Consider the following 19,129-nt stretch of genomic DNA (forward strand, 5'->3'; position numbering starts at 1 on the left):
AATAAAAGAAATTAATCGTTGGAGCGTCGAGGACGATCCGAAGTTTGAGAGAGATCGACCCCAGGGATGGGAGCCGTATCAAAGTAATCATCCAGATCCGAAGAGGAGCTCAAGCTGTCTTGCGAAGGCGTGGCAGCAGGAGGCACTGGCTCGGCCACCACAGGCAATGGACGGCCCTGATCCGGCAGGTCCTCGGCCACGACGCTGGCGGCATAGGTGTAATGCGGCAGATCGTCGTCATCCTGCGATGGCAGGCTGTCTGCATCGGTATGGCTAGGGTCATGACGAGTATCGGCTGCTGGCAAAGCCGTGCTGACCGCCAGAATCGGTAAGGTGCCGGCCATGGAGGCGGCCTTGCGCCAGTAAGAGACGGCTTCGTCGTGGCGACCTAGGCTGTCGTACAGATTACCCAACAAAGCATGATTGCGCAGATCGCCCTGGATTTTCAGGCTACGCAACAGGTAATGCTCACCCTGCCCCCACAATTGGCTGGTCAAGCACAGATGGCCCAAGGTGGACAGCAAGACCGGATTGTTGGGCTGACTGCGCAGCCACTCTTCGGCCTTGGCCAAGCGGCGGCCCACATATTCAGGTGGGCACTGGGCGTAGGCTTCCAGCAAGCGGCTGTCGAAACTGGCTGCAATCGCAGGCTCCAGGATACGACCGGCTTCTTCATAATTGCCTTCATGTTCTTGAATCAGGGCAGCTTCCAGCGCGACGCCGGGCAGGATCTTTTCTTCGGACTTCAGATCCGACCATAAGGCCTTGAACTGTTCAGCACCACCCACACGCAAACGAGCAGCAGCGGCAAATTCGATGTGGTTCAGTGCCTCTTGACGTTCGATGCCACTGCGGCGCACCAGCAAACGAGTCAACTCGTAAACACGCTCGGCATTACCTTGCTGGCGATAGGCGCGCAACAACAAACGAGTGGCGTGCAAGTGGCGCGAACTGGCATCCTGCAAATCCTGCAGCAGCTCGATGGCTTCTTCGGTACGATTCTGATCCAGGTACAGCTCGGCCGAAGCCACGGCACTGGCCTCTTTCAAACGGGCATCATCGCCAGCGGCAGCACGAGCGGCGGCCAAGGCTTCGTCACGTTGAGCAATCTGACCTTGGTAATGCGCAGCACGCGCTGCTGCCAAGCCTGCCACGACTTTGCTGGACTGCGAGCGGGTTTTGCTCATCAGCTTCATCAAGTCTTTTTCAGCTTGCTCGTAACGACCTTCCAGAATGCTGATCCAGCCAGTTTCCAGCAAAGCCTGGTCACGGCGTTGAGCGCGACGACCACGCCACAGGCGGAAACGCTCCGGACCATCGCTGAACCAGGCCAACAGGCGCAGCAGTACGTACAGCACGATGAACAGCCCCAGCGTGCACAGGACCACGTAAGTCAGCGAGGCACGTGCCAGATAATGCGGCGTGACCAAATAGACATTACCGGCGTGTTCACGCAAGACCAGAGCCAGCGCGACCGCAGCGATAAATAAGATGAGAGTCCAAAACCAAGTACGCATACCTTACCCCTGCGCCTGAGCCGGCTGTTCCGTCTCGGATTGAGCGGGAGTCGCAGACTCAGTCTGTTCGGCAGCAGGAGCAGCGGGCTCCTCCTGGCTGGCAGGTTCTGTGGATTGAGGAGGGTCGGACAAAATAGGGTCCGTATCGCCCTGCTCGGTCGTGGTGTCGTCGGCATTGTCCTGACTACGGCCGGCCTGAGCCTGACGCAGGCTCTCAATGGCCGCCAAGGTGTTATTCACGGTAGGCAAACGAGCACCGATGCGGGTGTCCTGCAATTGGCGGGTCAGACGCAAGGCCTGCTGAACCTGACCGGATTGCGTATCAAAGCGTTTTTCCAGCGCCGTCGCGACTGCGTTCAGCTCGGTCTGCCAGACGGCGGACTGATTCATCATCATGGCCAGTTGGGCGGCCATAATGCGCAGACGCAGGTTCTCTCGCAGACGGGCAGCCTGATCCGGCGACATCAGCAAGGCGGCGGCATCGTCGACACGACGGATGGAGACAAACTGCCCCAGATCGTGGCTGACCGAGCGCCAGGCGCTGCTACCCCACTGTTCCACCGTATTCCAGCTGCGCTCCCACCAAGGGGCATCAGCGGCCAGTTCCGTAGGTTCCTGAACGTCGGACTGCAAGTCCAGCGCTTCAGTATTCGCACCACCGGCAACGTCATCCGGCACCAGCAAAGGCGCTTCCGAGACGTAGCGCGACAAGGTATCCAGCTGACGCGACAAGGAGGCCACATCCACCGTGGCAGCGGCGCGCAGGCGTTCCAGATCGCCATTCAGTGTTTGTTGCAAGGACGCCAGACCGACGCGATTGGCACGAGCCAATTGCGCCTGAGCAGCTTCCAGAGAAACGATGGCATTGGCCACATTGCCACCCAGCATCAGCTGTTGCTGCGCAATCGTGGCCAGGTGATCAATATCATTCAGCAAAACCAGTTCCGACCCGCTGTCTGTCATGGTCTGGAAGGCTTGGCTCAGATCATGAAACTGTTCGGTGGAATCGTTAAAGGATTTTTCCAACTGGGCAAGCTTGTCGGATTGACGCTGCGCCAAGGCCAGGGCCTGCTGCGCGGTTTGGCGCGCCTGCTCTGTGGTGTTGATATTGGTCGCCAGCTGGGCTTGCAGCTCGGCCTTATGCTTTTCCAGCAATGAATTCTGGTACCAAAGACCGGCAGCGGCCAGCACCACCACAACAGCCGTCAAAGCATAAGCCGGACCCGCGCCACTTTTACGCTTTTGCGGCGCTGTGGTGCTGTCTTTGGGTTCGGAATACGGACGAGGAGCCGCTGTATTGGCTGGGCTGGAAATGGGAGTCTCCGGTTCGCTTGCGGATGCGTTCTCTGTTTTATCGTTCATGGCAAGATTGTAATCCGTGTGAGGCTAATCGCGCGAGAGCACCGCCATCAAGGCAGCGACAATGTCATCATCGTCTGGCGTACACCTTTTTACCATTGGTGGCGCTGCGATTCCAGCCTGCAACAATAAGGACTGTAAATGTTCTTCAATACGCGGATGTATGACCACATAGGCACATTGCGCCCAAACATCCAGTAAACCCAGGCTTTGTACATTGGCGAAAACCGCATCGGCGCTTTGAGAACTGCTGAGCAACACGGCCAGACGGCCCGCCTGCAAACTGTCACGAATTTGACGGCCCTGCTCTGTACTCCACTGGGCGGGGCTACGCTGGTAAATCGCCAGGCGCTGGACCTGAATACCGTGATTTTCCAGTTGCTGTCCCAACCATTCACGACCGCTATGACCACGCACAATCAGAACCCGCTCAAATTGTGCCAGTCGGGGCTCCAGCACCGCCCACAGAGCCTCTGAGTCCTGCAAGGAATCCGTATTTTCAGGGTGAAGTACGGCATCTGGGGAAACGCCCGGCTGGGCGCGCAAACAGGCGGCGGTAGCAAAACCAACAGCAGCCAGCAATACCTTGTCAGGCCAGCGTTGGCCGCGCGCTTGCAAAGCCGCAAAGTAAAAATTGACCGCACTGCTGCTTACAAAGAGCACCAGGTCAAAATCCTTGGGATCTTGCCATTGTTCTTCGGACAGGTTTTGCGCTTCCAGGCTCAAGGCGGGCATAAGCAAGGAAGAAAAACCCTGCGCGGCCAAGGCAGCCGACAGGGTTTCGTTCCGTCCCGCGGGGCGGGTCAGTAATACACAGGGCAGGTTCATGCCGCTTTACTCGCCTTCTGCGGGCTGTTCCGTAAGCAAGCGATCCAGAATGGCTTGAGCACCTTGCTGCTTCAGATCTTCCGCCAGCGACAGACCCAAGGCTTCCGCATCTTTGGCCGCACCCGTGATCTGAGCGCGGTACACCGTGGAGCCATCAGGTTCGGCAACCAGACCGCTCAGGCTCAGCTCCTCGCCATTCAGGGTGGCATAAGCCGCCAATGGCACCTGACAGGAACCACCCAAGGCACGCGATACGGCACGCTCGGCCAAGGCACATACGTGGCTGGTGGAATGCGCCAAAGGCGCCAACCATTGAGCCACATCGGTACGAGTTTTCAGGATCTCGATACCCAAGGCCCCCTGCCCGGCGGCAGGCAAGCTGTCTTCGATCGAGATGTAATCGCGAATACGCTCGGCCAATTCCAGACGACGCAAACCAGCCGAAGCCAGAATAATGGCGTCGTAATCGCCACGATCCAGCTTGGACAAACGGGTCTGGACATTGCCACGCAGGGGACGGATGTCCAGATGCGGGTAGCGCTCTCGAATCTGGGACTCGCGGCGCAAACTGGAAGTGCCTACGATGGCACCAGCAGGTAAAGCCGCAAGATTGGGATAAGTATTGGAAACAAAAGCATCGCGTGGGTCGTCCCGCTCCATGATGATGGGCAGGTCAAAGGACTCGGGCAACACCACCGGCACGTCTTTCAGGGAATGCACCGCCAGATGGGCGCGGCCATCCAGCAAGGCGGTTTCCAGCTCTTTGACAAACAGGCCCTTGCCACCCACTTTGGACAGCGTACGATCCAGAATCTGGTCACCACGGGTTGTCATTTCCAGCAAGGATACCTTGCACTGCGGGTATAGCTGCTGCAAAAGGTCGCGAACATGCTTGGCTTGCCACAAGGCCAGTTGACTGGCACGAGTGGCAATAACCAATTCCTGAGGAGTAGAAGCCACAGCGGTCATGCAGCAAAATAGCGCACGATGGCGGCAGCAACAATACCGATAATGGCCAGGATCCCTAAGCCTTGCAGCAGGGACAAACCGCTTTCCTGACCTTTGGCGTCGGAGGATTTAAAAATTGCCATAGAACTAAGCTTCCTTGGTAGAACCTTTACGGTGCGCCAGCCATTTGCCCAGCGCCACCACTAATAAGGCACAAACAATCTCGACCCCGAGTTTAACAGGCTGGGGCTGCACGCCAAATTGATTTTCCACAATCTTGTCCGTGACCAGCATGCCGCCTGCAATCCAGCCCAGCAAGGCACCGCCCAGGGTGACGACAATAGGGAAACGGTCGATCAGTTTCAAAACCAGGGTGCTGCCCCAGACAATAATGGGGACACTTAGCAATAAACCAAAGATCACGTAGCCCAGTTGATGATCCAGGTGCGCGTTTTGTGCTGCACCGGCAATGGCAATCACGTTATCCAGGCTCATCACGAAATCCGCGATGATGATGGTTTTGACGGCAGCCCAGATGGTTCCGCCCCCTTGAATATTGCCGTGTGCGTCGTCGTCCGGCATCAGCAGCTTGATACCGATCCACATGAGCAAAAGACCACCCACCACTTTCAAAAATGGCAGATCCAATAAGGTCAGAGCAAAGAAAATCAGGACCACACGCAGGATAATTGCGCCTGCGGTCCCCCACAAAATGCCTTGCATGCGCTGCTGCTTGGGCAAGTTGCGACAGGCAAGTGCGATCACGACGGCATTGTCGCCACCGAGCAAAATATCAATCAGTACAATTTGAAACAGTGAACCCCAATGCAGGGTTTGGAGGAATTCAATCATTTCGTTCCCGTATAGCTAAACGTGAGTTCTCTTCCCAGCCGCGGGACAAACGTTCTTTTTCTGTCGCCAGGCTGTCCCAAGACAACAACGCCCCTTAAAGCAGCAAACTAATCCTAGCCTGTGCAACATCGGGGCTTCTTTTTCTTACTTGATTCGTTTGAGCATGATCAGGCTGGCCAGATTCGGGAAGGAATGCGCCGGGTTGTGGTGTTTTTCTTGACGAAACCGGCTGGCCAATTTTGCCCGGCTGCACAGGGCAGCCAGACAAAGAGCCCGCCAAAGCGGGCCCTGGTACTACTATTTACAGCACTTCTTTGAGCAGCTTGCCCATTTCGGATGGGTTGCGAGTGGTACGAATACCGCAAGCTTCCATCACTTCCAGCTTGGCGTCGGCCGTGTCGGCACCACCGGAGATCAGGGCACCGGCGTGACCCATGCGTTTTCCGGGAGGCGCTGTCACACCAGCGATAAAGCCAACAACGGGCTTGGTCATATTGTCTTTAGCCCACAAAGCCGCGTTGACTTCGTCTGGACCGCCGATCTCGCCAATCATGATAACGGCATCGGTATCAGGATCGTCGTTGAACATCTTGAGCACGTCGATGTGCTTCAGACCGTTGATTGGGTCGCCACCGATACCCACAGCCGAGGATTGACCCAGGCCCAGTTCAGTTACTTGAGCAACGGCTTCGTATGTCAGCGTGCCGGAGCGGCTGACCACACCGATGCGGCCCTTGCGGTGAATGTGGCCGGGCATGATACCGATCTTCAGCTCGTCAGGAGTGATCAGACCGGGGCAGTTCGGGCCCAACAGCAAGGTTTTGCGGTTTTCAGCGCGCATGCGGTTGCGAACTTCCAGCATGTCGCGAACAGGGATGCCTTCGGTAATGCAGATAACCAGATCCAGGTCAGCTTCAACAGCTTCCCAGATGGCAGCCGCAGCGCCTGCGGGTGGAACGTAGATAACCGACACAGTTGCGCCAGTTTCAGCCTTGGCGTCGGACACGGAGGCGTAAATGGGTACACCTTCGAAATCCTCACCAGCACGCTTGGGGTTCACGCCAGCCACAAAGGCTTCCATGCCGTTACCGTATTCACGGCACATGCGGGTGTGGAACTGGCCGGTCTTGCCGGTGATCCCTTGCGTGATGACTTTGGTGTCTTTATTGATCAGAATCGACATTTGCTAATCCTCAACCTTTTCTTACTTGGCGGCAGCGACAACAGCAGTCGCCGCTTCGGCCATGGTGTCAGCACTGATGATGGGCAGACCGGAATCGGCCAGCATTTTCTTGCCCAGCTCTTCGTTGGTACCCTTCATGCGTACCACCAGAGGCACGTTCAGGTTGACGGCCTTGCACGCAGCGATCACGCCTTCAGCGATCACGTCGCAGCGCATGATGCCGCCGAAGATGTTAACCAGAATGGCTTTGACGCCCTTGTTGGCCAACATGATCTTGAAGGCTTCAGTAACTTTTTCGGCCGTAGCGCCACCGCCCACGTCCAGGAAGTTGGCAGGCTCGCCGCCAAACAGCTTGATGGTGTCCATGGTCGCCATGGCCAGACCGGCACCGTTCACCAGGCAGCCGATGTTGCCGTCCAGCTGGATGTAGGCCAGGTCGTACTTGCTGGCTTCAACTTCAGCAGGATCTTCTTCAGCCAGGTCACGGAAAGCCACGATATCGGGGTGACGGAACAAAGCGTTGCCGTCGAAGTTGAACTTGGCGTCCAGAGCGATGATGTCGCCCGAGCCGGTCAGGATCAGAGGGTTGATCTCGGCCAGTTCAGCGTCGGTTTCGGTGTAGCACTTGTACAGCTTCTGGAATTCAGCAACGGCTTTTTCGATAGAAGCGTCAGGAACGCCGATACCGCGAGCCAGCTTGGTGGCTTGCTCGTTGGTCAGGCCAACAGCAGGGTCCACGAATTCTTTCAGAATGGCGTCGGGGTCGCGCTCGGCCACTTCTTCAATTTCCATGCCGCCTTCGCTGGAAGCCATCACGGCCACGCGCTGGGTAGCACGGTCGGTAACGATACCGACGTAGTATTCCTTCTTGATGTCCGCGCCTTCCTCGATCAGCAGGCGACCCACTTTCTGGCCTTCAGGGCCAGTTTGGTGAGTGATCAGCTGCATGCCCAGGATTTCCGAGGCCAGTTGACGCACTTCGTCCATCGAGCGAGCCAGCTTGACGCCACCGCCCTTGCCACGGCCACCGGCGTGAATCTGGGCTTTGACAACCCACACAGAGCCACCCAGCTCCTGCGCAGCTGCAACCGCTTCATCGACGGAGAAGGCAGGAATTCCGCGTGGCACGGCAACGCCAAACTGCTTAAGCAGTGCTTTGCCCTGATATTCGTGAATTTTCATGTGATACCTGTCAGTCTAAAAACACAATAAAAAAAGAAGGCAGGAACTCCAGGCCTGAGCCCGAGACCTGACTAAAACAAAAAACTAATCCACCCCGTCTGTGACTTTAGGTCGATACCAGACGGGATAAAACTCCTCAACCACGGGACCGCTCAAACGCAAGGCATGGCAGCCATCCAGATGGAAAGGCTGCTTGTCGGTGCGATAAATCTCTGATTCCCCGCTGCTGCGACGTCGCCCGGCCATGGTTTGTACGGCGGCGGTTGGCAACACTTGTGCCAGCTCGCTCATGTGCGTACAGCCAGCCGAACGCCCAAAGCGCTCTTTGACACCCTGACGAAACTGCTTGAGCAAATTCAGGCCCACCAACTTCTGGTAGGCGTCCGCAATGGACGAACAGTTGTCCTGGTAAGGGGCTGCATCGTAGACCGCCACGGCATCCACAATGGCAAAGCTGCTATCGATAGTGATACGCAGATGCATCAGGTGGACAGGATCACCTGCCTTATGGGTTTGGCCGTTGCGTATGGGAAAGTCATAGGACTTCACATCCAGCAGCGAGGCCTCCAGGTCCCAGAGGCCATCTTCCCGTGCAAACGACTCTACCGTGATGGTACGCGTATGCAATGGTTCACGGGCGACGGACGGCGGGGGCAAAGGCATTGATATGAACGGGGCGGCAAGATTGAAACTGATCAAGTATAACGCACCTCGTATGTTCCGTATCAGCCACTTACATAATCTGTAAGCGCATCCCAAGCGGGCCAAACACAGGATCTACGCGGTGTCGATCCTACGGTATACCAAATTTGCATGAAAAAAACGACCACCTGACGGGCGGTCGTTTTCATCCAGCCTGGGAAATCGGGAGGCAGGACGAAAAGCGCCCTGCCCTGTCAATCTATTCAAGCGGCTTATTTTAAGCCTGCACCAAATCAGGCTGCCGCCCGCAATGCTTTGGCCGCATCCACCATAGCCAGCAAGGCAGCCTCAGTTTCAGACCAAGCCCGCGTCTTCAAACCGCAGTCGGGATTCACCCACAAACGGTCGGCGGGCAAGCGCTTGGCCGCCTCCCCCATCAAGCGCACCATCCAATCCTTATCAGGCACATTGGGCGAGTGAATGTCGTAAACGCCAGGGCCAATATGGTTGGGATACTCAAAATTCTCGAAGGCATCCAGCAAGAGCATATTGGAACGCGAGGTTTCAATCGTGATCACATCCGCGTCCATATCGGCAATGGACTGCATGATGTCGTTGAACTCCGAGTAGCACATATGCGTGTGAATCTGGGTTTCATCGGACACCGCGCTGGTGGACAGGCGAAAGCAATCCACCGCCCAATCCAGGTAGGCCTGCCAATCACCCTGACGGAGCGGCAAGCCTTCACGAAAAGCGGGTTCATCCAGCTGGATGACACGAATGCCGGCCTGTTCCAGATCAGAAACTTCATCCCGCAAGGCCAAAGCCAGCTGGCGGCAAGTATCGGCACGGGGCTGGTCGTCACGAACAAAAGACCACTGCAACATCGTCACTGGCCCCGTCAACATGCCTTTGACGGGCCGATCAGTCAGTGATTGGGCGTAGGAGGACCAGGCCACACTCATTGGCGTGATGCGCAGCACATCCCCAAAGATAATAGGCGGCTTTACGCAACGCGACCCGTAGCTTTGTACCCAACCGTTTTGCGTAAAGGCGAAACCACCCAGCAGTTCACCAAAGTATTCCACCATATCGTTGCGCTCGGCCTCACCATGCACCAGCACGTCCAGACCGATCCGCTCCTGAAAACGAATAACTTGCTCGATTTCTGCCTGCATGGCTTTTTCATAAGCCGTATCACTCAGGGCTCCCCCACGCCAGTCGCGGCGAGCAGTACGAATTTCCGTGGTCTGAGGAAACGAACCAATCGTGGTGGTGGGATAGGCGGGTAACTTCAGCTTGTTGCGCTGGGCCTGGATACGCTGCGCGAAGGGCGTACGTTGACGCTTGAGCTGGTCAATCTTGGCCATCTGGGCTTGTACGGCAGGATTATGCGTGCGCTTGGACTCACGGCGCGTTTGCAAAGCAGCTTGCTGAGCTTGAACCGCTTGCTGACCCGCTTCGTCCAAAGTGCCATCCAGCAATCCTTGCAACAGTTTCAGCTCATCCAGTTTTTGCACCGCAAAGGACAGCCAGCTCTTCAATTCAGCGTCCAGGCCGGTTTCACTTTGCACGTCCACAGGGACATGCAGCAGCGAGCAGGATGGCGCAATCCACAGGCGCTCGCCCAAAGCCGCTTTCAAGGGCTTCAAGGCTTGAACCGTTTTTTGCAGATCGGTGCGCCAAATATCCCGACCCGAAATCACACCGGCAGACAGCACCTGGTCTTGCCCCAATACCGCTTGTACGGCCTGCAAAGCAGCCGGAGCACGCACCGCATCCACATGCACACCCGCCACGGGCAAATCCTTCAATACCGCGACGTTCTCATGCAGATCATCAAAATAAGTCGCCAGCAGCAGCTTCAAGCCGGATTGATTCAGACCTTGATAGACGCGACGGAAGGCGTCTTGCCACGCTTGAGGCAAATCCAGAACCAGAACAGGTTCGTCAATCTGTACCCATTCCACACCCTGAACTTTGAAACGGGCCAGCACTTGTTCATACACAGGCAGCAACGTATCCAGCAAGGCCAGCTTGCCCGCGTCTGCCAAGCCCTCATAGGCATCGCCCTTGCCCAGCCACAACCAGGTCAAGGGTCCGGGAATCACGGGCTTGACCTTGTGCCCCAGAGCCTTGGCCTCTTCAATCTGCTCAAACAAGAATTCACGGGCAATCCGGAAGCTTTGACCTGGTGTGAATTCGGGCACGATGTAGTGGTAGTTTGTATCGAACCACTTGGTCATTTCACAAGCAGCGGCAGGGGTGCCGCTGGGCGCACGGCCACGCGCCATGCGAAACAAGGTATCCAATGACACGGGTGCATTTTCAGCCTGGCCGAAACGGGCGGGAACCGCTCCCAGCAAGGTGCTCCACTCCAGAATCTGGTCATACCAGGCAAAATCGCCCACAGGCACCGTATCCAGCCCAGCCTTGCCTTGCAAACCCCAATGCTGGGCGCGCAAGGCTTTGCCTGTTTCCAAAAGCTCTTGCTGGCTTACCTGACCGGCCCAATAGGCTTCCAAAGAGCGCTTCAATTCGCGCTGCGCGCCCATGCGAGGAAAACCCAGATTATGAATAATAGTCATAGTAAGCCCATAAATTAGAAATAAAAGGCCCGTATCAGGCGCTTGAAATCTATTGTGCCTGTATACTTATTTGAAAAAAAATCAAATACACCATGCTAATCATGAGTTTTCCTCAACATGCTTGAAATCCGCCATCTCGAAACCCTGAGCGCCATCCGCGACAGCGGCAGCTTGCAAGAAGCCGCCGAGCGCCTGCATGTTACGCAGTCCGCCCTCTCGCACCAGCTCCGCGACCTGGAAGTGCGACTTCAAGTGCAATTGCTGAACCGCCGCACCCGCCCTGCCCGCCTGACCGCCGCCGCTCTGCGTATCCTGACGCTGGCCGATGACATCCTGCCGCGTGTACGCGCCACCGAGCGCGATTTGCAAAGACTGGCCGCCGGACGCACGGGACGCCTGCATGTGGCCATTGATTGCCACTCCTGCTTTCAATGGCTGATGCCAGCACTGGACGCATTCAGGCAGCAATGGCCTGACGTCACGCTGGACTTGAGCGCGGCTTTTTCCTTTGCGCCCTTGCCCGCCTTGATGCGCGGGGATCTGGATGTGGTGATCACCTCGGACCCGCAGGACAATCCGGCTGTCCATTACGAACCCCTGTTCCGCTACGAGCTGGTGCTGGCTGTCTCCAACCAGCACCCCTTGTCGCAGTACCGCTATGTAGAACCTTTCCAATTGACCGATCAGGTTCTGATTACCTACCCGGTAGAACGCAATCGTCTGGATATTTTTACGCAGTTCCTGACGCCAGCCGATGTGGAGCCCGCTGCGATTCGGCAGGCCGAGCTAACGCCCATGATCGTGCAACTGGTTGCCAGCCAGCGTGGTGTGACGGCGTTGCCAAACTGGGCCTTGACGGAGTTCTTGAACCCGGCCTCGATTCGCACTTGCCGTTTGGGAGAGCACGGTATCTGGCGCACGCTATACGCCACGGTACGTAGTGAGGATTTACAAGCGGACTATGTGCAGGCCTTTTTGGCACAGGCACGAGAGACCTGCTTCAAAAGCCTGCAAGGAATCGTGGCGGCGCAGTCTTGAGCCATTTAGCAATGGCATGGCAAAACTCTGTTGCAAGCACTATATAGATAGAGGAAAAGTACAGGCGGGCGGGCTCATGCCAACTTGAACGAGACCGCGTTTTTTGATGGCGGCGGCAGACAAGCAAGAAACACAGCAAAACGAAGCATTGCAGATGGCTTATTCAAGCCGGATCGTCTTCCCAATCACCCAGAATCTGCTGCAAGATACGGCCCGAGAAGCCTCGGCTGGCCATGAAGCGATATTGCTTGGCGTAACTGCGGGGATCATCGGGCGGCGCACTGAATTTCTTGCTCCACACGTGCTTGGCCCGTTCCAGCTCGGTCGCCATCAATTCTTCTTTGATGATTTCGGTCTGTTCCACATCCACGCCATGCTGACGCAGTTCTTGCAGAATGACTCGGGTGCCCACACGCGAGGCACGGCGATTGACGACACTATGTGCGAAGCGCTCGTTGGACAGCCATTTCTGTTCGACCAGCGCGTCGAGCAAGGCTTCCACTTCTTCAGCACTTTCTGCATGGGGCGCCAGACGGCGGCCCAGCTCCAGGCGCGAGTATTCGCGTCGGGATAAAAAATTCAACGCTCTGGCTTTAAGAGACAGCCCCGGCCGTTTGGACGGGGCTTTCTTTTCCGCAGCGGGAGCATCATCACCCGAGCTTTCTTCTACGTTTCTGCCCGCCCGAGTGGGCCGGGCAGAAAGCGCAGCAACGCGCTCCCTTTGAGCTTGTTTACGTTCCCGGATTTCCTCCGGGTCTGTCTCAAAGGGTTCGTCATCGAACTCTGGGGGAAAAATCAGACTTCTCCCTCGGCCGGATCAACCACAGGAGCAGCGGCTGGACGGCTGACAGCAGCGCTCATCAGGGCAACGCCCAGCTTTTCACGCACTTTGTTTTCGATTTCGCGGGCCAACTCGGGGCGCTCTTTCAGGAATTCGCGCACATTGTCCTTACCCTGACCAATGCGGTTGCCGTCGTAGCTATACCAGGCACCTGCCTTGTCGACCACGCCAGTTTGTACGCCCAGATCGATAATCTCGCCTTCGCGGGAAATACCGCTGCCATACATGATGTCGAATTCGGTTTGCTTGAAAGGAGGCGCAACCTTGTTCTTGACCACTTTAACGCGGGTCTCGTTACCCACCATTTCGTCGCCACGCTTGATGGAACCGATACGGCGAATATCCAGACGCACGGAGGAGTAAAACTTCAGCGCGTTACCACCCGTGGTGGTTTCAGGGTTGCCGAACATGACGCCAATCTTCATACGGATCTGGTTAATGAAGATGACCATGCAGTTAGCGCGTTTGATGGTGGCCGTCAATTTACGCAGGGCCTGGCTCATCAGACGGGCCTGCAGACCGGGCAAGGAATCGCCCATATCGCCTTCGATTTCAGCCTTGGGAGTCAAGGCGGCCACCGAGTCGATAACGATCAGGTCTACCGAACCCGAACGCACCAGGGCTTCGGTAATTTCCAGAGCCTGCTCGCCGGTATCAGGCTGGGAGATCAACAGATCGCCCAGGTTCACGCCCAGTTTTTGAGCATATTGCACGTCCAGCGCGTGTTCGGCGTCAATAAAGGCACATGTGCCTTTGAGCTTTTGCATCTCTGCAATCACTTGCAGGGTCAGCGTGGTTTTACCCGAAGATTCCGGGCCGTAAATTTCAATAACGCGACCACGTGGCAGACCACCGACGCCCAAAGCAATGTCCAGACCCAAGGAACCCGTGGAGACCACCTGGATGTCATGCTCGACGTTGTCGTCGCCATAACGCATGATCGAGCCCTTGCCGAACTGCTTTTCGATTTGCGACAGAGCGGCGGCCAGCGCTTTGGAACGTTCCGAGGCCACTGCTTTGCTGTTTTTATCGTCCATGAAAAATCCTTGACTGTGGAATGGCGCCCCAACGGACGGGCACGGCAATTAAAAATCAAACCTAATTATTGCATCAAATTATACTGTATATATACACAGATATTCAAATAAATTAACTAGCCGCCATCGTTATCCCCTACTGACCAGCCTTACAGCCTTGTGCAACAATGCCGAACAGCCATTCAATCATCTGTTTGTGTAGGGTCATGCGCATACTCATAGCTGAAGACGACAGTATTCTCGCGGATGGACTTTCTCGCTCCTTACGCTACGAAGGCTATGCGGTTGACGTCGTGCACGATGGCGATAGCGCCGACTCGGCCTTGCAGCTGCAAAGCTTTGACCTTCTGATCCTGGATCTGGACCTGCCCAAAAAGCCCGGCCTGTCGGTGCTGCAGTCAATCCGCCAACGCCAGGACACCCTTCCCGTTCTGATTCTGACTGCCAGCGATACGGTCGAGCAGCGTGTGCGCGGTCTGGACCTGGGCGCGGACGACTATATGTCCAAACCCTTTGCCCTGACCGAACTGGAAGCCCGTGTACGCGCCCTGACGCGTCGCAGTACCGGCACCAGCAGCGCCTTGCTGCATCACAAGCGCTTGAGCTTCGACCTGAAAGGTCGCATGGCTTATATAGACAATCAGCCCCTGGAGCTGTCGGCGCGTGAAACCAGCTTGCTGGAGATTTTCCTGTCGCGCAGCGGTCGCATGATCAGCAAGAACCAGTTTGTGGATCTGCTCTGTGAGTGGGGTGAGGAAGTCACCCCTAACGCCATCGAGGTCTATATCCACCGCCTGCGCAAAAAACTGGAGCCTAGCGGCGTACGCATCCTGACCGTGCGTGGTCTGGGATACTGTCTGGAACCGGAAAAACTGCGAGAAGACGCTCCAGCCTAAAGGATCGTCCATGCAGCACGCTACGCCCCCATCCCACAACACGGCTGCGCCTGCCAAAAGCAAGCGTGTCGCACCGCGCCCGCTCATCCACAAGATCATGATCTGGATTTTCGGGCCTTTGTTTCTGCTGTGGACGGTAGGCATTGTCATTACCTACTTCATCGCCCAGCACATTGCGAACTCCCCCTACGACCGCACCTTGCGCGATCACCTGGACTTGTTGCGGGTGGAAATCAGCCATCAGGATCTGAGCCAGCCCATCCATTTATCGCACGGGGCACAGACAATTTTGCGTCAGGAAAGCCCGACCCCTACGCTATGGCAAATCCGCGATGCCAATGGCGAGCCACTGGCTGGCAACGCGAATTTGCCGGTTCCCGACAGTTGGGGATATGACACCGACCTGCTGCGCTACCGGGACGTTATTCTGGATGATCAAAGCCTGCGGCTGGCCTATGTCTGGGGGGGCAAGGACAAAAACGACACGCCCTTTCTGGCGGTTGCTGCCGAAACCAATGAACATAGAGCGGTGCTACACAGAGAAATTCTGATCGGGATGCTGACACCGCAATTCATTCTGGTACCGTTGGCGGCCATGCTGGCGGGCCTGGGGCTGACACATGGCCTGGAGCCGCTGAACCTGCTGCAAGCGCGCTTGCGTGCTCGTGCGCCCGGTGATTTATCGCCGGTAGATCAAGAGCAGGCACCTGCCGAAATTGTGCCGCTGATTGATGCCATGAATGGACTCCTGGCCCAGCAGGCACAATTTTCAGCCACTCAAAGGCAGTTTGTGGCCAATGCGGCCCACCAGTTGAAAACGCCGCTGGCGGGGATACGCACCCAAGCCGAACTGGCCCTGCGCGAGCGCGACCCCAGGCAGACCGAAGCCAGCTTGCAACAACTGGTACGCGGCACCGACCGGGCCACGCGCCTGGTCACCCAAATGTTGGCCTTGGCCCGTGCCGAAAGCAGCGATGCCCTGTACGCCCCTACCAAGCAAACCCTGGACCTGAATACCCTGACTGAATTGCATGTAGGCCAGCGTGTGCCCGATGCCTTGAAACTGGGGCTGGATCTGGGGCTGGAAAACACGGCCAAAGCCATCCTCTTGCAAGCGGATCCGGTCCTGCTCGATGAGCTGATCAACAATTTGCTGGATAACGCCCTGATTTACACCCCTGCTGGCGGCTGGATCACCATGCGTACCGGCCAGACGCAAGGCAAGGGCTGGTTGGAAATCGAGGACAACGGCCCCGGCATTCCCACGGAACATAAAGCACGAATTTTTGATCGTTTTTATCGCATCATGGGCAACCAGGCAGACGGTAGTGGCCTGGGGCTGGCCATTGTGCGGGAGATTGCCGACATTCACGGCGCCTCCATCGACTTCATGCCACTGACTGGGGGCCAGGAAAGCGGCCTGCGCTTGCGCGTCAGTTTCCCACTGTCTTTGCCTTGGAGAGCCTGAGCACATGCCCCAGACAATCACCAGTGCAACCTTCCCGAAAGCCAAGAACAAGCTGGACACCCAAGGCCGCAAAGTTATTTTTGCCTCCGCCCTGGGCACCATGTTCGAGTGGTACGACTTCTACTTGTACGGCTCCATGGCCGCCATTCTGGCGCAACACTTCTTTTCCGCCGTTAACCCGACAGCCGGCTTTATCTTTGCCTTGTTGGCCTTTGCCGCCGGTTTTGCCGTACGCCCCTTTGGTGCCTTGCTCTTTGGTCGTATTGGCGACCGCGTGGGCCGCAAGTACACCTTCCTGATCACCATCCTGCTGATGGGCCTGTCCACCTTTTTGGTCGGCGTACTACCCAGCTACGAAGCCATCGGGATTGCCGCCCCCATCATGCTGATCGTCCTGCGTCTGCTGCAAGGCCTGGCCATGGGTGGCGAATACGGCGGTGCCGCCACCTATGTGGCTGAGTACGCGCCCCAGCACCGTCGCGGTTTTTACACTAGCTGGATTCAGACCACGGCATCCGTAGGTTTGCTGCTGTCCCTGCTGGTCATCATGGGCATACGCAGTCTGGTCGGGGAAGAAGCATTTGTGGTTTGGGGCTGGCGCATTCCCTTTCTGATTTCCGTGCTGCTGCTGGCAATTTCCGTCTGGATACGGATGAACCTGAAAGAGTCACCTGCCTTCCAGCACATCAAGGAAGAAGGCACGCTGTCGACCTCGCCCATTACCGAATCCTTCGGGCGCTGGGCGAATCTGCGCATCGCCTTGCTGGCGCTGTTCGGCCTGACGGCCGGCCAAGGCGTGGTGTGGTACACGGGACAGTTTTACGCCTTGTTCTTCATTACCCAAATGCTGGGTTTGCATGCCACCCTGGCGCAAACCTTGATGGTAATTTCACTGCTACTGGCCACCCCGCTATTTATCTTTTTTGGCTGGCTATCGGATCAAATCGGGCGCAAGCCCATCATCCTGACGGGCTGTTTGCTGGCCGCCCTGACCTACTACCCGGTCTTCCAGGGCCTGGCCTATTTTGCCAACCCTGCTTTGGTCCAGGCGCAGCGCAACGCGCCCGTCACTGTCATTACCGACCCGGCCAGTTGTTCCTTCCAGTTCAATCCGGTGGGCAGCCACACCTTCACCAGCTCTTGCGATATCGTGAAGTCCTACATGGCCAGCCACGCGGTCAGCTACAACAACGTCAAGGGTTCGCCCGGTCAGGTGGCCCAGGTACGCATTGGCGATCATGTGATCGATGGTTTTGAAGGCGGACATCTGAGCCGCGCCGATTTTGCCCGTCACTCGCAAGAGCTGCGCAATGAGCTGACTCAGACCATGCGCCAGTACGGCTACCCGGACGGCGCAGACCCGGAGCAGATCAATAAAGTGATGCTGGTGGTCCTGCTGACCTATCTGGTGGGGCTGGTAACCGCGGTCTACGGCCCCATTGCGGCCATGCTGGTGGAGATGTTCCCGATCCGCATCCGCTACACCTCCATGAGCCTGCCCTATCACATTGGCAATGGCTGGTTCGGGGGCTTTTTGCCCACCCTGTCCTTTGCCATGATTGCCGTCACTGGCAATATTTACGATGGTTTGTGGTACCCGATTCTGATCTGTCTGGTGACGGTTGCGATTGGTGCGCCCTTTGTGCGGGAAACCCGCCATAACGACATCAATCGTTAGCCAGTCCAGGCAAAAAACGCGTTGCACCGGCCATTTCCCGCGCTCTGTCAAGCAAATGCAAGGGTCCGTAAATGGCGGGGCGACACAGGAAGATCTGCGCGTACAATCGAACATTGCCTCGGGCTTTACGCCCGCCCTTTTTCTTCTGTTTATTTATCTTCGTATCCATGTGGTTTAAGAATCTACGCATCTATCGCCTCTCCCCCGACTGGGTATGTTCCGCCGAAGAGCTGGAAGAAGCTCTTTCCAAACACAGCTTCACCCCTGGTTCCAGCCAGGAGCCGCTAAGCCTGGGCTGGGTCAGCCCACGCGAGAACAGTGCTCTGGTGCACGAAGTTAACGGTCAGTACCTGATCGCTCTGCGCGCCGAAAAAAAGCTGCTGCCCACCACAGTGATCAACCAAGTCGCTCGTGAAAAGGCTCGTGATATCGAAGAGCAGCAAGGCTACAAACCTGGCCGCAAGCAAATGAAGGAAATCAAGGAACAAGTCATTGTGGACTTGATGCCTCGTGCCTTCGCCGTCTCCCGCGACACCCGCGTCTGGCTGGATACCCGCAACCACTGGCTGGCTATTGATGCCGCGGCTACCGCCAAGAGCGACGAAGTTCTGGGCCTGCTGGCCAAGAGCGTGGAACCTTTCCCCGTGCAGCCTCTGTATACCGAGCAATCACCCGGTGCCGCCATGACCTCCTGGCTGGTGGACGAAGAGCAACTGGCCAACTTTACTGTGGACCAGGACACGGAACTGCGCTCCACCGGCGATAGCGGTGCTGCCGTACGCTACGTGAAGCAAAGCGCCGACATTGACGAAGTGCGCAAGCACGTTGAAGCCGGCAAGCAATGCACCCGCCTGGCCATGACCTGGGCAGATCGCATCAGCTTTGTGCTGACCGATGCGCTGGACGTCAAACGCGTGGCCCCGCTGGACATCCTGACTGAAAAACAAGATGTGACGGCCGTCAACGATGACGAAATCTTTGACGCTGACATGACCTTGATGACCTCCGAGCTGGCCAAGATGATCAGCGATCTGGTCGAAGTCCTGGGCGGCGAACGCAAGTAAGCCCGGAC

17 protein-coding genes are annotated in these 19,129 nt (G+C 56.8%); 5 read left to right on the forward strand and 12 right to left on the reverse strand.

Going from position 1 to position 19,129, the window contains the following annotated elements:
* Positions 1-11 precede the first annotated feature (11 nt).
* From NIZ92_RS11110 to metE, 10 genes are all read right to left on the reverse strand, one after another.
* Positions 12-1,517 (reverse strand): heme biosynthesis HemY N-terminal domain-containing protein, encoded by a 1,506-nt coding sequence (locus NIZ92_RS11110; protein ID WP_035272839.1) that lies wholly within the window; start codon positions 1,515-1,517, stop codon positions 12-14.
* A 3-nt stretch (positions 1,518-1,520) separates the two neighbouring features.
* On the reverse strand, positions 1,521-2,879 hold the full coding sequence (locus NIZ92_RS11115; protein WP_035272840.1) for a uroporphyrinogen-III C-methyltransferase: 1,359 nt from the start codon (positions 2,877-2,879) through the stop codon (positions 1,521-1,523).
* A 24-nt stretch (positions 2,880-2,903) separates the two neighbouring features.
* Complete coding sequence (locus NIZ92_RS11120) at positions 2,904-3,704, reverse strand: uroporphyrinogen-III synthase (RefSeq protein WP_009461792.1); 801 nt, start codon at positions 3,702-3,704, stop codon at positions 2,904-2,906.
* Positions 3,705-3,710: 6 nt separating this feature from the next.
* Positions 3,711-4,673: a hydroxymethylbilane synthase gene (hemC, locus tag NIZ92_RS11125; RefSeq protein ID WP_026483395.1), complete on the reverse strand. Its 963-nt coding sequence runs from the start codon at positions 4,671-4,673 to the stop codon at positions 3,711-3,713.
* Complete coding sequence (locus NIZ92_RS19635) at positions 4,670-4,795, reverse strand: hypothetical protein (protein WP_003799533.1); 126 nt, start codon at positions 4,793-4,795, stop codon at positions 4,670-4,672. Before NIZ92_RS19635 ends, hemC begins: the two co-directional genes overlap by 4 nt.
* Positions 4,796-4,799: 4 nt before the next feature.
* Positions 4,800-5,504: a TerC family protein gene (locus NIZ92_RS11130; protein WP_035272842.1), complete on the reverse strand. Its 705-nt coding sequence runs from the start codon at positions 5,502-5,504 to the stop codon at positions 4,800-4,802.
* A gap of 301 nt (positions 5,505-5,805) precedes the next feature.
* The gene (sucD, locus tag NIZ92_RS11135) at positions 5,806-6,687 is read right to left on the reverse strand and encodes a succinate--CoA ligase subunit alpha (RefSeq protein ID WP_009461784.1); all 882 of its coding nucleotides are present in this window, start codon (positions 6,685-6,687) and stop codon (positions 5,806-5,808) included.
* Between the two features lie 21 nt (positions 6,688-6,708).
* On the reverse strand, positions 6,709-7,869 hold the full coding sequence (sucC, locus tag NIZ92_RS11140; RefSeq protein WP_009461782.1) for an ADP-forming succinate--CoA ligase subunit beta: 1,161 nt from the start codon (positions 7,867-7,869) through the stop codon (positions 6,709-6,711).
* Between the two features lie 84 nt (positions 7,870-7,953).
* Positions 7,954-8,532: a DUF2889 domain-containing protein gene (locus NIZ92_RS11145; protein ID WP_035272843.1), complete on the reverse strand. Its 579-nt coding sequence runs from the start codon at positions 8,530-8,532 to the stop codon at positions 7,954-7,956.
* A gap of 272 nt (positions 8,533-8,804) precedes the next feature.
* Positions 8,805-11,099, reverse strand: a complete 2,295-nt coding sequence (gene metE, locus NIZ92_RS11150; RefSeq protein ID WP_254001934.1) for a 5-methyltetrahydropteroyltriglutamate--homocysteine S-methyltransferase — start codon at positions 11,097-11,099, stop codon at positions 8,805-8,807.
* A gap of 117 nt (positions 11,100-11,216) precedes the next feature.
* Between metE and NIZ92_RS11155 the strand changes: the two genes are divergently transcribed.
* Complete coding sequence (locus tag NIZ92_RS11155) at positions 11,217-12,137, forward strand: LysR family transcriptional regulator (RefSeq protein WP_254001935.1); 921 nt, start codon at positions 11,217-11,219, stop codon at positions 12,135-12,137.
* A 163-nt stretch (positions 12,138-12,300) separates the two neighbouring features.
* On the opposite strand, the gene recX is transcribed toward NIZ92_RS11155, so the two are convergent.
* Together recX and recA are read right to left on the reverse strand one after the other, a co-directional pair.
* On the reverse strand, positions 12,301-12,936 hold the full coding sequence (gene recX / locus NIZ92_RS11160) for a recombination regulator RecX (RefSeq protein WP_306459879.1): 636 nt from the start codon (positions 12,934-12,936) through the stop codon (positions 12,301-12,303).
* Positions 12,933-14,015 carry a recombinase RecA gene (gene recA, locus NIZ92_RS11165; protein ID WP_021446515.1) on the reverse strand — a complete coding sequence of 361 codons (1,083 nt, stop codon included), beginning with the start codon at positions 14,013-14,015 and terminating at the stop codon, positions 12,933-12,935. Before recA ends, recX begins: the two co-directional genes overlap by 4 nt.
* A 206-nt stretch (positions 14,016-14,221) precedes the next feature.
* Here recA and NIZ92_RS11170 point away from each other — a divergent pair, with 206 nt between their 5' ends.
* The 4 genes from NIZ92_RS11170 (at position 14,222) to NIZ92_RS11185 (ending at position 19,121) form a co-directional block, all read left to right on the forward strand.
* Positions 14,222-14,911, forward strand: coding sequence for a response regulator transcription factor (locus NIZ92_RS11170; protein WP_003799515.1), 690 nt, complete (start codon positions 14,222-14,224; stop codon positions 14,909-14,911).
* A 10-nt stretch (positions 14,912-14,921) separates the two neighbouring features.
* Entirely contained in the window at positions 14,922-16,379 is a 1,458-nt protein-coding gene (locus tag NIZ92_RS11175; RefSeq protein ID WP_035272846.1) for a sensor histidine kinase, read from the forward strand.
* Positions 16,380-16,479: 100 nt separating this feature from the next.
* Positions 16,480-18,057: an MFS transporter gene (locus NIZ92_RS11180; RefSeq protein WP_230940555.1), complete on the forward strand. Its 1,578-nt coding sequence runs from the start codon at positions 16,480-16,482 to the stop codon at positions 18,055-18,057.
* Positions 18,058-18,224: 167 nt separating this feature from the next.
* Positions 18,225-19,121 (forward strand): recombination-associated protein RdgC, encoded by an 897-nt coding sequence (locus NIZ92_RS11185; RefSeq protein WP_009461768.1) that lies wholly within the window; start codon positions 18,225-18,227, stop codon positions 19,119-19,121.
* Positions 19,122-19,129: the final 8 nt, after the last annotated feature.

The sequence above is a fragment of the Alcaligenes sp. 1735tsa3 genome (assembly GCF_024134565.1).
Lineage (GTDB): Bacteria > Pseudomonadota > Gammaproteobacteria > Burkholderiales > Burkholderiaceae_B > Alcaligenes > Alcaligenes phenolicus.

Coding starts and splice junctions, on each gene's coding strand:
- NIZ92_RS11110 (WP_035272839.1), bottom strand. CDS start 1,517: ATGCGTACTTGGTTTTGGACTCTCATCTTATTTATCGCTGCGGTCGCG.
- NIZ92_RS11115 (WP_035272840.1), bottom strand. CDS start 2,879: ATGAACGATAAAACAGAGAACGCATCCGCAAGCGAACCGGAGACTCCC.
- NIZ92_RS11120 (WP_009461792.1), bottom strand. CDS start 3,704: ATGAACCTGCCCTGTGTATTACTGACCCGCCCCGCGGGACGGAACGAA.
- hemC (WP_026483395.1), bottom strand. CDS start 4,673: ATGACCGCTGTGGCTTCTACTCCTCAGGAATTGGTTATTGCCACTCGT.
- NIZ92_RS19635 (WP_003799533.1), bottom strand. CDS start 4,795: ATGGCAATTTTTAAATCCTCCGACGCCAAAGGTCAGGAAAGCGGTTTG.
- NIZ92_RS11130 (WP_035272842.1), bottom strand. CDS start 5,504: ATGATTGAATTCCTCCAAACCCTGCATTGGGGTTCACTGTTTCAAATT.
- sucD (WP_009461784.1), bottom strand. CDS start 6,687: ATGTCGATTCTGATCAATAAAGACACCAAAGTCATCACGCAAGGGATC.
- sucC (WP_009461782.1), bottom strand. CDS start 7,869: ATGAAAATTCACGAATATCAGGGCAAAGCACTGCTTAAGCAGTTTGGC.
- NIZ92_RS11145 (WP_035272843.1), bottom strand. CDS start 8,532: ATGCCTTTGCCCCCGCCGTCCGTCGCCCGTGAACCATTGCATACGCGT.
- metE (WP_254001934.1), bottom strand. CDS start 11,099: ATGACTATTATTCATAATCTGGGTTTTCCTCGCATGGGCGCGCAGCGC.
- NIZ92_RS11155 (WP_254001935.1), top strand. CDS start 11,217: ATGCTTGAAATCCGCCATCTCGAAACCCTGAGCGCCATCCGCGACAGC.
- recA (WP_021446515.1), bottom strand. CDS start 14,015: ATGGACGATAAAAACAGCAAAGCAGTGGCCTCGGAACGTTCCAAAGCG.
- NIZ92_RS11170 (WP_003799515.1), top strand. CDS start 14,222: ATGCGCATACTCATAGCTGAAGACGACAGTATTCTCGCGGATGGACTT.
- NIZ92_RS11175 (WP_035272846.1), top strand. CDS start 14,922: ATGCAGCACGCTACGCCCCCATCCCACAACACGGCTGCGCCTGCCAAA.
- NIZ92_RS11180 (WP_230940555.1), top strand. CDS start 16,480: ATGTTCGAGTGGTACGACTTCTACTTGTACGGCTCCATGGCCGCCATT.
- NIZ92_RS11185 (WP_009461768.1), top strand. CDS start 18,225: ATGTGGTTTAAGAATCTACGCATCTATCGCCTCTCCCCCGACTGGGTA.